Source organism: Serratia sp. CY84636, assembly GCF_052166245.1.
GTDB lineage: Bacteria > Pseudomonadota > Gammaproteobacteria > Enterobacterales > Enterobacteriaceae > Serratia > Serratia nevei.
In genome coordinates this window covers 1,421,979-1,437,681 of sequence record NZ_JBJNOX010000002.1, presented here as the reverse complement: position 1 = coordinate 1,437,681, position 15,703 = coordinate 1,421,979, and the positions used below count along the sequence as shown (strand labels likewise).

Annotated in this window: 18 protein-coding genes; 8 read left to right on the top strand and 10 right to left on the bottom strand. The window is 57.3% G+C overall.

The genetic code is table 11. From position 1 onward, the window contains the following. Window positions 1-17: 17 nt before the first annotated feature. The gene (locus tag ACJ8QI_RS11385; protein ID WP_060420598.1) at window positions 18-911 is read right to left on the bottom strand and encodes a Kdo hydroxylase family protein; all 894 of its coding nucleotides are present in this window, start codon (window positions 909-911) and stop codon (window positions 18-20) included. 494 nt (window positions 912-1,405) lie between these two features. After that, entirely contained in the window at window positions 1,406-2,959 is a 1,554-nt protein-coding gene (locus ACJ8QI_RS11380) for a sensor domain-containing diguanylate cyclase (protein ID WP_442532502.1), read from the bottom strand. A 160-nt stretch (window positions 2,960-3,119) separates the two neighbouring features. Between ACJ8QI_RS11380 and ACJ8QI_RS11375 the strand changes: the two genes are divergently transcribed. Further along, window positions 3,120-3,314 carry a hypothetical protein gene (locus ACJ8QI_RS11375; RefSeq protein ID WP_336842519.1) on the top strand — a complete coding sequence of 65 codons (195 nt, stop codon included), beginning with the start codon at window positions 3,120-3,122 and terminating at the stop codon, window positions 3,312-3,314. A gap of 15 nt (window positions 3,315-3,329) precedes the next feature. On the opposite strand, the gene ACJ8QI_RS11370 is transcribed toward ACJ8QI_RS11375, so the two are convergent. Beyond that, window positions 3,330-3,749 (bottom strand): VOC family protein, encoded by a 420-nt coding sequence (locus tag ACJ8QI_RS11370; protein ID WP_047730371.1) that lies wholly within the window; start codon window positions 3,747-3,749, stop codon window positions 3,330-3,332. Between the two features lie 177 nt (window positions 3,750-3,926). Continuing rightward, window positions 3,927-4,847, bottom strand: a complete 921-nt coding sequence (locus tag ACJ8QI_RS11365) for a Kdo(2)-lipid IV(A) acyltransferase (RefSeq protein WP_442532501.1) — start codon at window positions 4,845-4,847, stop codon at window positions 3,927-3,929. A gap of 627 nt (window positions 4,848-5,474) precedes the next feature. Here ACJ8QI_RS11365 and ACJ8QI_RS11360 point away from each other — a divergent pair. From ACJ8QI_RS11360 to ACJ8QI_RS11350, 3 genes are all read left to right on the top strand, one after another. Beyond that, window positions 5,475-5,672 (top strand): DUF883 family protein, encoded by a 198-nt coding sequence (locus ACJ8QI_RS11360; RefSeq protein WP_442532500.1) that lies wholly within the window; start codon window positions 5,475-5,477, stop codon window positions 5,670-5,672. A 14-nt stretch (window positions 5,673-5,686) separates the two neighbouring features. After that, window positions 5,687-5,935: a GlsB/YeaQ/YmgE family stress response membrane protein gene (locus ACJ8QI_RS11355; protein WP_019453501.1), complete on the top strand. Its 249-nt coding sequence runs from the start codon at window positions 5,687-5,689 to the stop codon at window positions 5,933-5,935. A gap of 95 nt (window positions 5,936-6,030) precedes the next feature. After that, the gene (locus ACJ8QI_RS11350) at window positions 6,031-6,423 is read left to right on the top strand and encodes a YidB family protein (RefSeq protein WP_049201337.1); all 393 of its coding nucleotides are present in this window, start codon (window positions 6,031-6,033) and stop codon (window positions 6,421-6,423) included. A 3-nt stretch (window positions 6,424-6,426) separates the two neighbouring features. Here the strand turns inward: ACJ8QI_RS11350 and ACJ8QI_RS11345 are convergent, their stop codons facing one another. Next, window positions 6,427-7,359, bottom strand: a complete 933-nt coding sequence (locus ACJ8QI_RS11345) for a LysR family transcriptional regulator (RefSeq protein ID WP_084827612.1) — start codon at window positions 7,357-7,359, stop codon at window positions 6,427-6,429. Window positions 7,360-7,469: 110 nt separating this feature from the next. Here ACJ8QI_RS11345 and ACJ8QI_RS11340 point away from each other — a divergent pair, with 110 nt between their 5' ends. Then, on the top strand, window positions 7,470-8,522 hold the full coding sequence (locus ACJ8QI_RS11340) for an SDR family oxidoreductase (protein WP_442532499.1): 1,053 nt from the start codon (window positions 7,470-7,472) through the stop codon (window positions 8,520-8,522). Between the two features lie 44 nt (window positions 8,523-8,566). Here the strand turns inward: ACJ8QI_RS11340 and ACJ8QI_RS11335 are convergent, their stop codons facing one another. The 3 genes from ACJ8QI_RS11335 to ACJ8QI_RS11325 all read right to left on the bottom strand — a co-directional run bounded on the left by ACJ8QI_RS11335 (window position 8,567) and on the right by ACJ8QI_RS11325 (window position 10,824). Continuing rightward, the gene (locus ACJ8QI_RS11335; RefSeq protein WP_419722758.1) at window positions 8,567-9,574 is read right to left on the bottom strand and encodes an NAD(P)H-quinone oxidoreductase; all 1,008 of its coding nucleotides are present in this window, start codon (window positions 9,572-9,574) and stop codon (window positions 8,567-8,569) included. Window positions 9,575-9,728: 154 nt separating this feature from the next. After that, window positions 9,729-9,938 (bottom strand): hypothetical protein, encoded by a 210-nt coding sequence (locus ACJ8QI_RS11330; protein ID WP_004935132.1) that lies wholly within the window; start codon window positions 9,936-9,938, stop codon window positions 9,729-9,731. 508 nt (window positions 9,939-10,446) lie between these two features. Further along, on the bottom strand, window positions 10,447-10,824 hold the full coding sequence (locus ACJ8QI_RS11325; RefSeq protein WP_060430257.1) for a hypothetical protein: 378 nt from the start codon (window positions 10,822-10,824) through the stop codon (window positions 10,447-10,449). 378 nt (window positions 10,825-11,202) lie between these two features. Between ACJ8QI_RS11325 and cspE the strand changes: the two genes are divergently transcribed. After that, window positions 11,203-11,415 carry a transcription antiterminator/RNA stability regulator CspE gene (cspE, locus tag ACJ8QI_RS11320; RefSeq protein ID WP_049201327.1) on the top strand — a complete coding sequence of 71 codons (213 nt, stop codon included), beginning with the start codon at window positions 11,203-11,205 and terminating at the stop codon, window positions 11,413-11,415. A gap of 320 nt (window positions 11,416-11,735) precedes the next feature. Then, the gene (gene dsrB / locus ACJ8QI_RS11315) at window positions 11,736-11,936 is read left to right on the top strand and encodes a protein DsrB (protein WP_038877309.1); all 201 of its coding nucleotides are present in this window, start codon (window positions 11,736-11,738) and stop codon (window positions 11,934-11,936) included. A gap of 219 nt (window positions 11,937-12,155) precedes the next feature. Here the strand turns inward: dsrB and rcsA are convergent, their stop codons facing one another. Beyond that, window positions 12,156-12,785 (bottom strand): transcriptional regulator RcsA, encoded by a 630-nt coding sequence (gene rcsA, locus ACJ8QI_RS11310; protein ID WP_033635078.1) that lies wholly within the window; start codon window positions 12,783-12,785, stop codon window positions 12,156-12,158. Window positions 12,786-13,579: 794 nt separating this feature from the next. Here rcsA and ACJ8QI_RS11305 point away from each other — a divergent pair. Next, window positions 13,580-14,221, top strand: coding sequence for a GNAT family N-acetyltransferase (locus ACJ8QI_RS11305; RefSeq protein WP_102985022.1), 642 nt, complete (start codon window positions 13,580-13,582; stop codon window positions 14,219-14,221). An 11-nt stretch (window positions 14,222-14,232) separates the two neighbouring features. Here ACJ8QI_RS11305 and ACJ8QI_RS11300 read toward each other — a convergent pair whose 3' ends face one another. Then, entirely contained in the window at window positions 14,233-15,648 is a 1,416-nt protein-coding gene (locus ACJ8QI_RS11300; protein WP_442532498.1) for a pyridoxal phosphate-dependent decarboxylase family protein, read from the bottom strand. Between the last annotated feature and the right edge of the window lie 55 nt (window positions 15,649-15,703).

Genomic DNA, 15,703 nt, shown 5'->3' with positions numbered 1-15,703 from the left:
CGACGGCGGCAAATCAGTCAGATCAACGGCTGGCCGCGCAGCTGTTCCAACACTTTCAGCGGTGAACGCTGCGGATCCTGCATTTTATTCACCGGCAGCAGGAAGGTCTGTTCCAGCATAAACTGGCCGCCCATCGCGGCGTGCGGCGTTTGGTCCGAGAAGCAAATCCAGCTGCTGCCCGGCGGGAACGCCAGCGCCAGCTGTGGGCCACGCTGCTGATAATCGCCATCGGCCTTCATGGCGTCATGCAACTGCAGCATCAGGTGGTCATAATGGCTGCGGCGGGTTTTGGTGATGCGCACCTGGTGCTGCAGCCAGCTGCTTAACGCCGAATAGCGGGCCAGACGCGGCATAAAGCGTTCCGCCAGCTCAGGGAACGGCTCGCCGACCCGCCATTGGCGATGTTCACCGTGCGGATTGATGTTGGTGAAAATGCGCAGAATGCGTTCGCCGTAGTTCGGGCGCGACGGGAAAGCGTCGACGTGCAGCCGGCTGTCGTCTTTGCGCCAGGAGCTATTGGCGCGCCAGGCGGAGACCGGATGCAAACGCAGGCTGCCGGTTGGGTGGTGCAGCGCCTCCTGATACTCGGGCAACAGCCCGGCGATCAGCTGACGGCACGACTGGTAATAGCGCTCCAGCAGTTGCTGAACCTGCTGTCGGCGTTCCGCCACGGCGACGCCGGTCAGCTTGCCGGACAGCGGCTGATAGCTGATGTTCTTGCGCTTCGGATCGACCAACGCCGGATCCAGCAGCGGCATTTCCTGCTCAGACAGGGTGAAGGCCAGCTCGGGCAGAAACAGCACCTTGCCCTGTTCCAGTTCGCTGACCGCGCTGGACGCTTCTTGCGCCGCCCATTGTCGCAACGGCAGCGTCAGAACGGCCCGTTCACGCGTAATATCGCCAGTAGGCATGAGATCTCCTTGCAAATCTATATCGCTTTATTCCCGTCTTTCAGGTTGCCGCGTGGTTGGCTGCACTGGCTTGCGCAGTGGCTGGCTGGAGCGGCGCCAGAAATTTTTGCGCCGGTCGCCCAATTGCAACGTGAAATTTGCGGGTTCTATTATGGATGAATCAGCAGGGCGCAGTGCGCCGAAGCGTGCGATGGCTTCCTGATATATAGAATAGTCCTGACAAGAGTATCACCGGCAACGCCAATAAAAAGTAAACGGGGGCTAAACGAGGCCTGGCGTAGGCACGAATAATCAAAAATGGCACGAATGGGTTGTTGAACGGCGTATTTTTTATCTTATTGAATTATATTAGAAATAAATACCCTGCTTATTTATTGGCGTTATTTCATTCAGAGAGCGGGGCGAGTCGGTGAAATAATGTTGCGGAGGGAAACTATTTCATTTTTGCCGGGTGAATAAATCGGGCCGCCAAATTTTGGTGACCCGATGATTGCTTAAGCGCCGTAAATGCAGTTTTTGCCTTTTTTCTTGGCCTGATACAGCGCGCTGTCCGCCTCATTGATAAAGCTGATCGGCGTATCGTTATACATATGCGGCACTTTGGCGCAGATGCCGATGCTGATGGTAACGATGCCGTGCGGGTTGCCCTGATGCGGAATTTTCAGATCTCGCACCGCCTGGATGACGCGTTCGGCGAAAATCAGCGCGCCCTGCACGTCGGTATCCGGCAGGATAATCCCCATCTCTTCGCCGCCGTAGCGCGCCAGAATGTCGTTGCTGCGGCACGCCAGCCCCTTCAGCGTTTGGCCGATTTGCTGCAGGCACTGGTCGCCGGCGACGTGGCCATAGCTGTCGTTGTACTGCTTGAAGTAGTCGATATCCAGCATCAGCAGCGCCACGCTGCGGTAGTTGCGCGAAGCCCGCGCCAGCTCGTTCTTCAGCGCGATATCAAACTGGCGGCGATTGGCCAGACCGGTCAGGCCGTCCAGCAGCGCCAACTCTTCGAGCATCTGGTTGATGCTGGTCAGCTGATCGCGGGTGCGCATCAGCTCGGCTTCGGTTTGCATGCTGTGCTTGATTTGCCGCAGCAGTACCATGCCCATCGCCAACAGGATCATCAGCAGAGAGAGGCCGCCGGCGGCAAACAGGCCGGCGTCGGTGCGCCAGTCCGCCAGCGCGTCGCGCTTCGACAGCCCGGCGGCGATCACCAGCGGAAAGCGATTGACCCGCGAATAGCCGTAGATGCGCTCCACTTTGTCGTACAGCGAGGTGATGGTGGCGTTGCCGAACTCCGAATGCGGTAAAATTTCGCTGAACAACACGCCCTTGGCGATGTTTTTACCGATCGAGGCCGCTGAGTAAGGGCGACGGTAAAGGATGGTGCCGTCCGCCAGCAGCAGGTTCAACGAGGCGTCGGTGTTGAGGGCGAAGCTGTCGTAAAACTGGCGGAAATAATCGACGTACAGCGTCGCCAGCACCACGCCGCCAAAGCTGCCATCCGGGTTGTTGAAGCGCCGTGATACGGGGATGATCAGATCGCCGCTAGTGCGGCTGCGGATCACCTTGCCGATGTACAGACCGCCGCCGTCGCGGTTTTGATGGTATTTGAAGTAATCACGATCGGCGTTGTTGGCGTTCTTGATGAACTTGCCCGAGGAGGTCGCCAGCCAGCGGCCGCGCGCATCGTAGATAAACAGCCCATGCAGCTGCGGTAGATTGCCGACCTGCGTCTGCATGACGCGCTGCAGCCGCGTCAGCTGCGATGGGCCCAGCCCGTCGTTCTGGAGACGTTCGGTCAGATCGAGCAGATTGCCGTCCACCTGCATGAAGGTATCGTCGGCGTGCTGCGCCAGCGAGCGGGCGAGGTTGGCGGATTCATGCTCGGCGCTGCGCAGATCGCGCTGGTGCGCGTTCCAGATTTGCCAGCTGTTAAAGAGGATCAGCGCGGCGGCAACGATGATGACAAACACGCCGGCCTGAAATAATAATGGGGAGCTTTTAACGCTGCGCGGCGGCACGGCATCCTGTATGGGTTGCTGCTGAGTCATGTCACCCTTGTTGTTTGATTACTATTCAATTTGAGTTAAGAGCAATCCTATATTTTATGCATAAATGCGCCAGACCTCTAGCCCTTAACGAGGCGATACGGAGAAAGGCATGCCGCAATCTGCCTCTGTGGCGGTGTGAAGACTACGGAGTAAAGAGTCAATGTCGGATTACATCATGATCGTTTTACTGACGCTGGCGGTGTATTACCCCCTTACGCTGGGGGCGCTGGCGGGGATGATGTACATCGCCTGGCGGCGCCGCCGATCGCCCTATTGGCGGTTGGGGTTGGTGCTGTTGACGCTGCTGTTCGTGCTGTTCGCCAAGGCGGCGTATGACTGGCACCGCTATAGCTAGCGGCGCCATGGCGGGTTATTCGACGTTGATCATCCAGTTGACGCCAAATTTATCGGTCAGCATGCCGAAGCCTTTGGCCCAAAAGGTGGCCTGGTAAGGCATCGTCACCTGGCCGCCCTGCGCCAGATTATCGAACAGCTTGCGCCCTTGCTCCGCATCGCTGGGGTTCAGCGACAGCGAGAAGCCTTTATGGGAAGCGCCGCCGCTGTCGTCCTGCGGGCAGCCGTCGGAGGCCATCAGCACGCCGTCGCCGATCAGCAGGCGCGCATGCATGATCGCCTCCGGGTTGACGTCCTGTGGCCCGCCTTGCCGAGCCTCTTCGGGCATGTCTTTGTAACGCATGACCATTTCAATTTTGGCATTCAACTGCTGCACGTAGAAGTTAATCGCTTGCTCACAGTTACCGCTGAAAAACAGATAGGGTTGTACCAGCATGACATTGACCTCGGTTGTGACCCGACAGGCAACGACCGGCCCGCGGGCAGGAAGAAATGGTTGCTGGCGGCAATGATTGCCGTCGGTGACTTATTAGTGTAGTTCCCTTGGCGAAGAATGCTTGTGCGAGGCGAGCGCGCCTTCGCCAGCGGTGTGGCGGGCGAAGGCACGAGGGCGTTAATACAGCGAAGGTTCGCCGGGCGGACGGGTTTTAAACCGGCGGTGCAGCCACATGTACTGATCGGGTGCCAGCAGCACCTGTTCTTCCACCACGCGGTTCATCATGGCCGCCGCGCGCGTTTCATCGTCCAGCGGGAAGTCCTTCAGCGGCGGCTGTACGATCAGCTCATAGCCCTGCGCATGCGGCAGCCGGCGCGGCACGAAAGGCACGATCGACGGCCGCCCCATGCGCGCCAGGATAAAGGTACCGGTTGTCGTGGCGGCGTTTTCAACGGCGAAGAACGGCGCGAACACGCTGCTTTGCGGACCGTAATCGTGATCCGGCGCGTACCACAGGATTTCCCCCTGTTTCAGGTTGCGGATCATGCCTTTGATATCTTTACGATCGATCATGAACTTATTCGAGCGCAGCCGGCCGCGGGTCTGGACCCACTCCATCAGCTTGTTGTTATGCGGGCGATGCACGCCGATGCCGGGATTTTGCATGCCGAAAATGCGCGCGCCCAGTTCCAGCGTCAGGAAATGCAGACCGATCAGCAGAACGCCTTTGCCGTCCTGGCGTGCCAGCTGCATGTTTTCCATGCCGCTCACCTTGAACCAGCGGGCGATGCGCCAGTCGGGCCAGAACCAGGCCATGCCGACTTCGAACAGGCCCATGCCGACGGACTCAAAATTTTTGACGATCAGCGCCTCGCGCTCGGCGGCGGGCATTGCGGGGAAGCAGAGTGCTAAATTGCGGCGCGCTATTTTTACCCGGCGTTTCATCAGGCGCATGGCTATTCTGCCGAGGCCGTGTCCAAGCCGATATATGAGCGGGTAGGGCAGTAACACCAAGAGATAGAGCATTCCTAGCCCTATCCACAGCAACCAATAACGAGGGTGCAAGAATTCGCGCTCAAAGCGTTGGTTTGAAAGCATTTTTCCTGTTCTTCCTTTTCTTTCCCAATGGGACCTTAACCCAAATTGTTTTACGGCGAATGATAGAACATTTGGTGCTAAATAGGGTTTTCCATTAATGCTTTTTTTTGCGCTTTATTTAGCAACGCACGGATAACGGGGCAAGTTAGGATTTTTACCGAGGAAAAGGAGGATATTTACCGCTATTTCAACCGGCTGACGCAATTGAAAAATAAAGACACAATTAAGCGCATCGCAAAAGTGACAACCGCTATGTAACCTTAGAGAAACAGTAACGCGGCGGAACCGTCCCAAACGGCGGCCAGCGCGTACAGCAGTGCGAGAATCAGGATGAACGGGGCATTGAACATGGGCGTTTCCTCCCGGAGATTTGTTTAAAGTTTAGTCTGTCGAGATGACAGCAGGATGAAATTAGATCGTTTTTTGTACGGTGAAATTCAGACGGACGGAAATGGGTAAACCGCTGATTTTTTACTATAGTCATAGTGTGAAGTTGTGCGTTTGTCGCCGTAAGCCCTGCATTGAGCGGCAGCGGGCAGATTGCCCGGAGCAAGATCGCGGGGCGGGCGGTGCCGGGCGTGAAACATGTGACGCAATTCTCAGAGGGTTGGTCTGTAAGGATTTGACATGTCATATGAAAATGACGTTCTAAACGGTGTTGAGCAACCGAGCGACTACGTGAAAACCACCGCCTGCGAAGTGCGCAGCGGTGTAAAAGCGGCGCTCGAGCAATCATGTGCCTGCATCAAGGATAATCCTTGGGCGGGGATAGGCGCCGGCGCCGTCGTGGGCCTGGTAATAGGATTTCTGTTAGGCAAAAGGTAATAGGGAGAGTAAAGATGGGCATCATTTCCTGGATCATTTTTGGTTTAATCGCCGGTATCCTGGCCAAATGGATTATGCCGGGCAAAGACGGCGGCGGGTTTATTATGACCGTGGTACTGGGGGTCGTGGGCGCCGTGGTCGGCGGCTATATCAGCACCTTCTTCGGTATGGGTCGCGTTGACGGTTTTAACCTGGGCAGCTTTGTGGTGGCGGTAATCGGTGCCCTGGTGGTGCTTTTTGTCTACAGGAAGATCAAAGGCTAAGCAGCCGTTGCTCAACAGGGTCGCTGCGGCGGCCCTTTTTCGTGAAATCAATCCGGCGGTGCGGCGCGGGCCGTATCGGCTGAAAGGGGAATATCATGGGTCTGTTCGATAGCGTATTGGGTAACATTCTGGGCGGCGGCGCCAACGGTGGCAAAGGCATCGATTACATCGCCATTATGCAGTGGGTTGAGCAACAAGGTGGCCTGCAGGCCATTTTAGACAAGTTCCGTCAGGGGCAGTTCGGCGATATCGTCGGCTCCTGGCTCGGCAATGGCGAAAACCAACCGATTACCGGCGATCACGTACAGCAGGCGTTGGGTAGCGATGCGATTAATCAGCTGGCTGAAAAGCTGGGTGTCGATCCGGCTCAGGCCTCCAGCACCATTGCACAGTTCTTGCCAACGGTCGCGGATGCCGCTTCGCCAAATGGCGAAGTGCAGCAAGACAGCAACGAACTGGGCGACATGGTCGGCAAACTGTTCAAATAAGGCTTATGCTCCCGGCGTCTGGCCGGGGGCATTCACTCCGCTAATTCCCTCAATCGCCGTCAACGCCTGTTGCAGATGCGCCACCCAGGCGCGCACTTTCTCCGGAATAAATCGTAATGCGGGATAGACCGCGTGCAGCGCCATGGGCGGATAGCGGTATTCCGGCAATACGGGCACCAGCGCCCCTGTCGCCAGCTGCTCGCCGATCAACGGCCGCTGAGCGCCGCCGATACCAAGCCCTGCCTCGATGGCCGTCAGCAGCGATAGCGTATTGTTGGCGCGGAACGTGGGCCGCAGCGCCACTATTTCGGGGCCGTGCGGGCCGATCAGGGTGAGCGTATCCCCGTCGTTCAATCCGCTGTAGCGAATGTGCGCATGTTTTGCCAGCTCCGCCGGCGAGCGTGGCGCGCCATGCTCTGCCAGATACGCCGGTGACGCCACCAGCAGGCGTTGCAGTTCGCCCAGCCGTTTCGCCACCATGCCGGGCGCGTGCAGTTCGCCGAAGCGTAGCGCCACGTCGATGCCTTCGCCGATCACGTCGGCGCGCCGATCGTCCAGCAGCAGCTCGATGGTGAGGTCCGGATGGCGCTGCTGGAAAGCGATGGCCAGCGGCGTGACGTGCCGCTGGCCGAATCCGGTCGGTGCGTGAAGGCGCAGGTTGCCCTGCAGCCGGTGGCGCTGGCCGTGCAGTGCCTCTTCCGCTTCGTCGACCGCCGCCAGAATCGCTTTGAGGCGTTGATAATAACCGCTGCCGGCCTCGGTCAGGGAGACTGCCCGGGTGCTGCGAAACAGCAGCTGCGCCCCCAGCTCCTGCTCCAGACCGGCGATTTGCTGACTGACCGCCGGCTGCGTCAAGCGCAGATCGCGAGCGGCGGCCGACAGGCTGCCCAGCTCCGCCACCCGCATAAAGGTTTTCATTGCGTTCAGCTTATCCATGTCGATCTTGCCTATAGGTTTTTCTTATTAGTGTTAGTGGAGGTTCTCGTCTACCGCAAGCAGTGCTAATCAATAACACTCGGGGCATCGACAACCCGAGGAGTGACAAGATGAACGCAAAGCGACAGGCGTTAGTGATCGGCGCCAATGGCGTGATAGGGCGCCGTTTGATTGAGGAACTGACCGGCCAGGGCTGGCCCGTGGTGGGCGTCTCGCGCCGGGGTGGGCAACCGGCGCCTGGTGTGCGCCACCTGCAGGTGGATCTGCTGGATGCGGTGGCGACGCGCGACGCGCTGCGGCCGCTGAGCGCGGTTAGCCACGTTTTCTATGCCGCCTATCAGGATGCGCCGGATTGGGCGGGCCTGGTGGCGCCCAATCTGCAGATGTTGCAAAACGTCGTCGAGGGGCTGGAGCCGATCGCGCCGGCGTTGGAACATATCAGCCTGATGCAGGGCTATAAGGTATATGGCGCTCATTTGGGGCCGTTTAAAACGCCGGCGCGCGAAAGCGACGCCGGGCATATGCCGCCGGAGTTTAACATGGCGCAACAGCAGTATCTGGCGCAGCGTCAGGCCGGCAAACGTTGGCACTGGAGCGCCATTCGCCCGAGCGTGGTGGGGGGCTTCTCCCTCGGCAATCCGATGAACCTGGCGTTAAGCATCGCGGTTTACGCGTCGATCAGTAAAGCGCTTGGGCTGCCGTTGCGTTTCCCCGGCAAACCGGGCGCTTACCACAGCCTGCTGGAAATGACCGATGCCGGGCTGTTGGCGCGTGCCACGCTCTGGGCGGCGACCGAACCGGCGGCGGCCAATCAGGCGTTTAATATCAACAATGGCGATCTGTTTCGCTGGAGCGAGATGTGGCCAAAAATCGCCGCTTACTTCGGGCTGGAATGCGCGCCGCCGCTGCCGATGCCGTTGGAGAGCATGATGGCGGACAAAGCGATGCTGTGGCGAGAGCTGGTGCAACGGCACCAATTGACCGAACCGGACTATCGCGCGGTGGCCGGCTGGCGTTTCGCCGACTTCGTCTTTTCCTGGGACTATGACATGTTCGCGGACGGCAGCAAGGCGCGGCGTTTCGGTTTCCATCAGTTTGTCGAAACCGAAGCCATGTTTTTCTCGCTGTTCGATGAGTTCCGCCGCCGCGGCATCATTCCCTGAGCGCGGCATCGGTTTCCCCGCAGCGCAGGCTGCGGGGAACGGTTTCAGAACGTCAACATGATCTTGCCGATGTGCTCGCTGGACTCCATCAGCGCATGCGCGGCGGCGGCCTGCTCGAGCGGGAAGGTTCTAAAAATTTGCGGCTTCAGCACGCCGCGCTCCAGCAGCGGCCAAACCTTCTCGTGCAGATCGGCGGCAATCTGCGCTTTGTCCGCGACGCTGCGTGAGCGCAGCGTTGAACCGGTATGGGTCAGGCGTTTCAACAGCAGCGGCATCAGATTGAGCTCTTTTACCACGCCATTTTGCGTGCCGATTTGTACGATGCGGCCTTCCATTGCCGCGGCCTGATAGTTCTTGGCCAGATAGTCGCCGGCGATCAGATCGACGATCACGTCGGCGCCTTTGCCGTCGGTGGCGTCTTTGGTGCGTGCGACAAAATCTTCGCTGCGGTAGTTAATCGCCACGTCGGCGCCCAGCGCCAGGCTGGCCTGGCGCTTCTCTTCGGAGCCAACGGTGGTGATCACCTGCGCGCAGAAGGCTTTTGCCAGCATGGTGGCGACCGTGCCGATGCCGGAGGTGCCACCGTGGATCAACACGGTTTCGCCGGCTTTGAGGTGGCCGCGCTGGAACACGTTGACCCAGACGGTAAAGAAGGTTTCCGGCAGCGCGGCGGCCTCGGTCAGGCTCAGGCCCGCCGGCACCGGCAGCGCATTGCTTTCATGCACGGTGCAGTATTCGGCATAGCCGCCGCCGGCGATGAGGGCGCAAACCCGATCGCCGAGCGCGAAGTGGGTCACGCCTTCACCGATGGCGACGACTTCGCCGGCGATTTCCAGGCCGGGGATATCCGAAGCGCCGGGCGGTGGCGCATAGTTCCCCTGGCGCTGCAGCACGTCGGGGCGGTTAACGCCGGCGGCGGCGATTTTCACCAGGAGTTCGCCCGCTTGCGGGGCGGGCACCTGGCGTTCGGTGACGACCAGAACCTCGGGAGCGCCCGGTTGGCTGATCTCAATGGCTTTCATCGTGCCGGGCTGCGCTGCATTTGTTGACATGCTCATTCTCCTCATCGTGGCGGACGTGGTTATCCAGGCGGAACGCCCGCAATAAAGTCTGCTGTTAGCTTAGCGAAATCGAATGAGGTGCGCGTGGTCGAATAGAGCTGTTTTGCGAGGAAGGGAGGACGCCGCCGCGATGGGCGGCTGGATATCAATCGTTAGGGGGGATGCGGAACCCTTTTAACGAGACGATAAAGTGTTCTTTCCCTTTGGAGATCTTGGCGCCTTTATCGCACCACAGGCTGGCAAGCTGGAAGAAGTCATCGCTGCCGATATCGTAGGCCAGTTCGATTTTCTTGGCTGTGCCGGCGCGGATGAGCTTTTCTGCTTCCTGATGGTTTGCAGCTTTAATTATGGTCATGGGCGAAATCCTTGGTGTTAAGCCAGAGCGGATAATCGCGAATCATCATATGGCCATAGTGTGACATTTTTGTGATGAAAACATGACGGTCCACGAAGGCGCGGCGTGCGGCGTGCCGCGCCTTCGCGGTGTAAACACGTTATCGATTACCGATCGTGCGGGCGAACGAATGTACTTTTCTTCTGAGATTTGAAGTGTTTATAGAGCGAATAGCCCGCAATGCCGGCCAAGGCAGCCAAGAGGGCAAGGGATCCTGTGGCCATGAACATCACCTCCGAATAAGAATGGCAAGGAGGCGTATTTGTGACATTCATCACTTTACGGGGCAATGAGAGCAATCTGTAATCGGGAAACGGGCATGAGGGAGGAGCAAAAAAAGCGCCTATAGGGAGGCGCATAAAGATTTGCAACACAGCTTGTTGTGTTCAACACCAGGAGGAGTGGTGAACTGGCGCTATTTTATGCAGCGGCGAGGGTGGCTGATATAGGTATTACTCCGAAAGCGCCGCTACCACTCATAGCCCAACTGAATGTTGTAATCGGGATCCTGATTGGTGGAGTAAGGATCGGATTGGCGGCGGCGATCGGTTTTCTTCACCGGGCCTTCATAGGCGGGATAAGGTTTGGCGCGCGGCTTGCTGCAGCCTGGATGATCGCATTCGATATCGACGCGAAAACCGTTCTTGTCGCGTGCCTCTGCCCAGGTAATCGGCGGTTTCGCCGCCTTGGGGGGCGGCCCCGGCGGAGCCACCGGTTTTGGGGGCGGGGAAACGCTGGGCTCTGGGGGCTGATAATTCAGCTCCAGCGCGCCCAGCGGGGCGCTGCAAGCGGCAAAGGCCAGCAGGGCGGTAACGCTGGCGGCCGGTAATGTGAGCCATCTCGGCATGGTGAATCTCCCTGAATGATTTCTTTGTGCAACTATAAAACAGCGTAACGATAATTACTATCATTTGTCTTGGCCGGTAAGGAGAAGACGCTCGGCGATAGCGTCGACAAACAGGGTCAAATCCTGTGCGTTTAGCCGAGGTAAACGGCACGACGAGGCGAAAAGAGTTGCTATTGCCGCCCGCTCGTGAGTTAATGCTTACCGGCCTGTGGTACAGACCTATTTATGCACGACATTTTGAGTAAAGTAGTTCAAATTAAAAGCGTTATCCCGGATAGCCCTTCTCTGACGAATTTCCTTTCCAGTGCCTCCATAAGTAACTGATGACCGGCTATATCGCCCATAGCGGCTTACATTTATTATTGAAGGAAGATAGACATGTCTAACCTGATCAAAGGTCAAGTGAAGTGGTTCAACGAAGCTAAAGGTTTTGGTTTCATCACCCCAGCAGACGGCAGCAAAGATGTATTCGTACACTTCTCTGCTATCCAGGATCAAGGCTTCAAGACCCTGGCTGAAGGCCAGAACGTACAGTTCTCTATCGAGAACGGTGCGAAAGGTCCATCTGCGGCTAACGTTACCGCTATCTAATTGGCGTCTACCGCTGATTGAAAAAAACCCGCCGCGGCGGGTTTTTTTATGCCTGCAATTCGGCGGTGCGCAAAAAAAAGCCCGCAAGTCTGCGGGCAAAAGTTCCTTGTTACTTCTTCATTTGCGAGCGCTTCTCTGGGGGGGAAACGCCTGAAGACAGGCTACGTGAGGCCGGCTTAAGATTCTGCGGCCAAACCGTTAAGAAAGTGAAAATCCGGGCGGCGGCTACGCTGAGAGCGAGGCCGGATTGGTGCGGGGCGGTGTCCTTCCCTATGGGTTTTGTCATACACTGATGCCAATCGCAAATGATGGGGAACGGTATGCAGGTTAACGATCGAGTGACGGTAAAAACAGACGGCGGCCCGCGGCGCGAGGGCGTCATTCTGGCCGTAGAGGTATTCAACGAAGGGACTATGTATCTGGTTTCTCTTGAAGACTATCCGGCGGGCGTATGGTTTTTTAATGAAATCGACAGCCGTGACGGGACGTTTGTGGAGCCATGTCGCGAGCATGGGCAGTAACATCGGTTAATCTCATTAATTTGCTAATGAAATTGTCCATTTTGAGATTATTTCATTACGGTAAGATTTTTTTTATCGCCGGCAAAAAAATACCCGCTGCGCTAGCGGGGGGATAGCGCAGCAGGTATTCTTTTGGTGGTTCCAGTATCCGATATCCCGGTGACTTTATCCCCGGATATTTAACGGCCGACAAAACAGAGTGGGGGCATTCTCTGCGGCTCAACGGCTATTGACAAATATTCCACTGGTCAGCGTATCGGTCAAACGAACAACGTGGTAAATGATCTGCTTGTTGTGCGTCTTTATTTTCCGCTTGATGTTTCCCTTGTGGGAGGAGACCGTTTTGGCCTTTATTTGCATCTGGTCTGATATCTGGATGGTGCCTTGACCGGACATCCACATGCGTAACATGTTCGATTCGGTCTGGCTCAGCGTTACCGGCGTTTGGTCCAGAGAGGACTTCTCCGCCCGTAGGGACGTTCTCTCGAGATAGTGACTAAGTAGCTGATTCATAGTCTCTGGTTTGATGGATTTTGACGATATGATGACGTTCTTGCGAACATATAAATAATCGTCGAAATGTACATTGGTAATAGCCATGAAGATGAAGAATAACGTATCCGGGTGCAGTGAAATCACCCGTTTTATTCGCTCGGTGGCGTTTGCTTCGTGGATGAAGCAGTCCTCGTTAATAAACACCAGGCTCGGATTCAACTTGCTGCATTTTTCATGCAGGCTGTCAATATCCTCGATGGCATTAATATGGCGTTTTTTCACGCCATGCGAAGTCAGATAGTCGGTTAATCCCAATCTGGTATAGCTACATGAATCCATGATGATCGTTGGCATATCGCACCCCCACTTAAATCCGTTTTACTGCGGTAATATGAGAAAAAGCCTAAAAAGCCGAAAGGCAAAATGGAGCAATAATTCAGTGTAGCCAGTGTTCTATCAATAAACACGACGGCACTCAATGATATTTTCATACTAAACTTATTAATCACATGAATCTATAAGTTTGGCTTAAGTCAGCGAGATTTGCTGCCCGCTCGGCGTTGACGCGATCGGCCTGACTTGCGCTTGGCGCCCGCGCTTGCTGACATTGCTTGCCGAGATTCTGTTCATCATGTCACGAAACAAAATTTTAGTTTGCTAGGAAAAGTCTTAAAAAAAATTCATGTGTTGGCTTTTTGAAGTTTTTCAGTGCGCTTTTTGAGCGCTTAAAAAGTGTTCTTTTGGTTTCTTTGTTTTTTTAACGATAAAAATCATTAAGTTGAATCCTATCCTTCCTCACCTGTTAATGATAATCACTTCTTTTTTTATCATAACAACCAACAAAAGTTAACGTTGTGGCTGAAATGTGTAGCTTAATTGTTGCTATAAATCACCGTTTTACAATGAGTTATCTGGATATTTATTTTGATTGAAATAATTTTGGTGAATATTTAACAGTGATTGAGTTGTTTTTCTAAACTATCATCCTGTTGCCCGCGCCAGCGGGGCGGGGGGCAGGTCGGAGTTGTCTCCGGCCCGCGTTGGTTTTAACTTGCCTTTCCACCTTTCAAAAGCAGGATGTCGCAGTGAGACAGAATCAGTATGGGCAGCCAATAGGCGATGCCCTTCCTCATTGGCAGCCGGCAGGCCTGCCCGGGCACAGGTTGCTGCAAGGGCGGTTTTGCCGCCTTGAACCCCTTAGCCTCGAGCGCTGGGGGGATGAGCTCTATCGGGCTTACCAAACTGCCGAGGACGACCGAGACTGGACCTATCTGTTTTGGGAACGGCCGCAGACGCGCGAGGATTTTCAGCGTTACCTCCAGGCTCAGGCGTCCAGCGCTGACAGGAACACGATGGTGGTGGTCGATCAGGCGAACGGGCGCGCCGTGGGGACCTGCGCTTTTTTGCGCATCGATCCCGGCAACGGCGTGGCCGAACTGGGCACCATCAACTGGTCGCCGCTGATGAGGCGCAGCGCGCTGGGCAGCGAGGCGATTTTCCTGATGCTGCGGCATCTGTTTGACGATCTTGGCTATCGGCGCTGCGAATGGAAGTGCGATAGCCTCAATTTGCCTTCGCGCCAGGCAGCCGAGCGTTTGGGGTTCCGGTACGAAGGCACTTTCCGCCAGGCGGTTGTCGTCAAAGGGCGCACGCGCGACACCGATTGGCTGTCGATCATCGACGCGGAATGGCCGGCGCGACACGCCGCCTTTGCCGCCTGGCTGTCGCCGGATAACATCAGCGATGACGGGCGGCAAGCGCGGCGTTTGCAGGCCTTCCAACTCGGATAGCGCCGCGCGCCTTAGGCCGTCTCTGGCAGACAGTGGCGCAGCGAGTCCAGCGCCAGCCGGATGTCCCGTTCCTCCGTCATCCAGTTGACCAGCGCGGCGCGGATTCCCGGCTGATGGTTATAGGTCGTTGGGGTGCAACGCACCACGCCGTGCCGGTTAAGGCGCTCGAGAAAGCGATCGCGCGCCGCTTCGCTGTCGCCCAGCGGGCGGCTGAGCGCGAAGCACACCACGTTCAAATTCACCGGCGCCAGCAAACGGAAGCCGTCGTCGGCCGCTAACGCCGCGCCCAGCGCCTGCGCCAATCGGACGTTGCGCTCGACGATATCCCGTATGCCGCTGCGGCCATAGGCTTTCAGCGTCAGCCAGAGCGGCAGGGCGCGAAAGCGCCGCGAATTTTCCGGCGTCAAATGCAGATAGTTGTCCGGCCGCGGCGTCGGCGCTTCCAGGTAGGCCGAATGGTTCTGAAATACCTGCATCTGCAGATCCAGATGGCGGGTAAATTGGATCGCGCTGTCATAAGGCACGTTCAGCCATTTGTGCGCATCGACGGTGATGGAGTCCGCCTGTTGCCAGCCTGCGAGTCGCGGTGCATACAGCGGCGAACAGGCCGCCACGCCCCCGAAGGCCGCATCGACATGCAGCCAAAACGGATAACGCTCCCGCAGCGCCAGCAGACGCGGCAGATCGTCGAAAGCGACGGTGTTGACCGTGCCGGCGCTGGCCAGCACCAACGTGGGGCGGCCCTCGCCGGCGGCGAGCTGCCGCTCCAGCGCCGCCATATCCATGGCCTCAGACTCCGGCAGGCTGGCGACGGTCGTCAGCGCGTCGCGGCCGATGCCGAGCATGCTGAGCGCCTTTACGCTGCTGGCGTGCGGATTGGCCGCCAGCACCCGGATGGGCCCCAGCGCCGCCAGGCCCCGTTGGGCAATATCCACGCCGTGCTGTTGGCCCAGCCACTGCCGGCCAATGGCCAGCCCGGCGAAATTGGCCATGGTGGCACCGCTGACCAGGCTGCCGCTGAACGCTTCCGGCAGGCCCAGCAGGGATTTCAACTGCGTCACGGCGGCCAGCTCGATCGCCGCGGCGATCGTATCATGACTGAGCTGGCTATTTTGGTCTGTCACGCTAACCAGCCAGTCCGCCGCGACCGCCGCCGGGGTGCCACCGCCGGTGACGAAGCCGAAATAACGCGGGCCGGCGCTGGCGGAAATGCCCGCCTGATAACGCTGCCAAAAGTCATCCAGCGCCGCCAGGGCGCCTTCACCGTTTTCCGCCAGCCGATCGTCACCGGGTTGCAACTGCTGTTGCGCGAGCGGTGGGCAGACCGATCGCTGCTGCAGCCCGGCCAGAAAATCTTCCGCCAACTGGCGGGTGTGGTCGAGGATCTGCGGAAACTGGGTAAGATCCTGTTGTAAACGTGGGTGCATGGCGGCTCCGAAAGCATCAGGGATAGATGGCATAAACATAGAACAGTTGCCTGCA

Excerpts from the sequence above, each read along its gene's own strand:
- ACJ8QI_RS11350 (WP_049201337.1), top strand. The coding sequence starts at position 6,031 with ATGGGTCTGTTCGATAGCGTATTGGGTAACATTCTGGGCGGCGGCGCC.
- ACJ8QI_RS11375 (WP_336842519.1), top strand. The coding sequence starts at position 3,120 with ATGTCGGATTACATCATGATCGTTTTACTGACGCTGGCGGTGTATTAC.
- ACJ8QI_RS11345 (WP_084827612.1), bottom strand. The coding sequence starts at position 7,359 with ATGGATAAGCTGAACGCAATGAAAACCTTTATGCGGGTGGCGGAGCTG.
- cspE (WP_049201327.1), top strand. The coding sequence starts at position 11,203 with ATGTCTAACCTGATCAAAGGTCAAGTGAAGTGGTTCAACGAAGCTAAA.
- dsrB (WP_038877309.1), top strand. The coding sequence starts at position 11,736 with ATGCAGGTTAACGATCGAGTGACGGTAAAAACAGACGGCGGCCCGCGG.
- ACJ8QI_RS11365 (WP_442532501.1), bottom strand. The coding sequence starts at position 4,847 with ATGCTTTCAAACCAACGCTTTGAGCGCGAATTCTTGCACCCTCGTTAT.
- ACJ8QI_RS11325 (WP_060430257.1), bottom strand. The coding sequence starts at position 10,824 with ATGCCGAGATGGCTCACATTACCGGCCGCCAGCGTTACCGCCCTGCTG.
- rcsA (WP_033635078.1), bottom strand. The coding sequence starts at position 12,785 with ATGCCAACGATCATCATGGATTCATGTAGCTATACCAGATTGGGATTA.
- ACJ8QI_RS11355 (WP_019453501.1), top strand. The coding sequence starts at position 5,687 with ATGGGCATCATTTCCTGGATCATTTTTGGTTTAATCGCCGGTATCCTG.
- ACJ8QI_RS11300 (WP_442532498.1), bottom strand. The coding sequence starts at position 15,648 with ATGCACCCACGTTTACAACAGGATCTTACCCAGTTTCCGCAGATCCTC.
- ACJ8QI_RS11360 (WP_442532500.1), top strand. The coding sequence starts at position 5,475 with ATGTCATATGAAAATGACGTTCTAAACGGTGTTGAGCAACCGAGCGAC.
- ACJ8QI_RS11330 (WP_004935132.1), bottom strand. The coding sequence starts at position 9,938 with ATGACCATAATTAAAGCTGCAAACCATCAGGAAGCAGAAAAGCTCATC.
- ACJ8QI_RS11335 (WP_419722758.1), bottom strand. The coding sequence starts at position 9,574 with ATGTCAACAAATGCAGCGCAGCCCGGCACGATGAAAGCCATTGAGATC.
- ACJ8QI_RS11380 (WP_442532502.1), bottom strand. The coding sequence starts at position 2,959 with ATGACTCAGCAGCAACCCATACAGGATGCCGTGCCGCCGCGCAGCGTT.
- ACJ8QI_RS11370 (WP_047730371.1), bottom strand. The coding sequence starts at position 3,749 with ATGCTGGTACAACCCTATCTGTTTTTCAGCGGTAACTGTGAGCAAGCG.
- ACJ8QI_RS11385 (WP_060420598.1), bottom strand. The coding sequence starts at position 911 with ATGCCTACTGGCGATATTACGCGTGAACGGGCCGTTCTGACGCTGCCG.
- ACJ8QI_RS11340 (WP_442532499.1), top strand. The coding sequence starts at position 7,470 with ATGAACGCAAAGCGACAGGCGTTAGTGATCGGCGCCAATGGCGTGATA.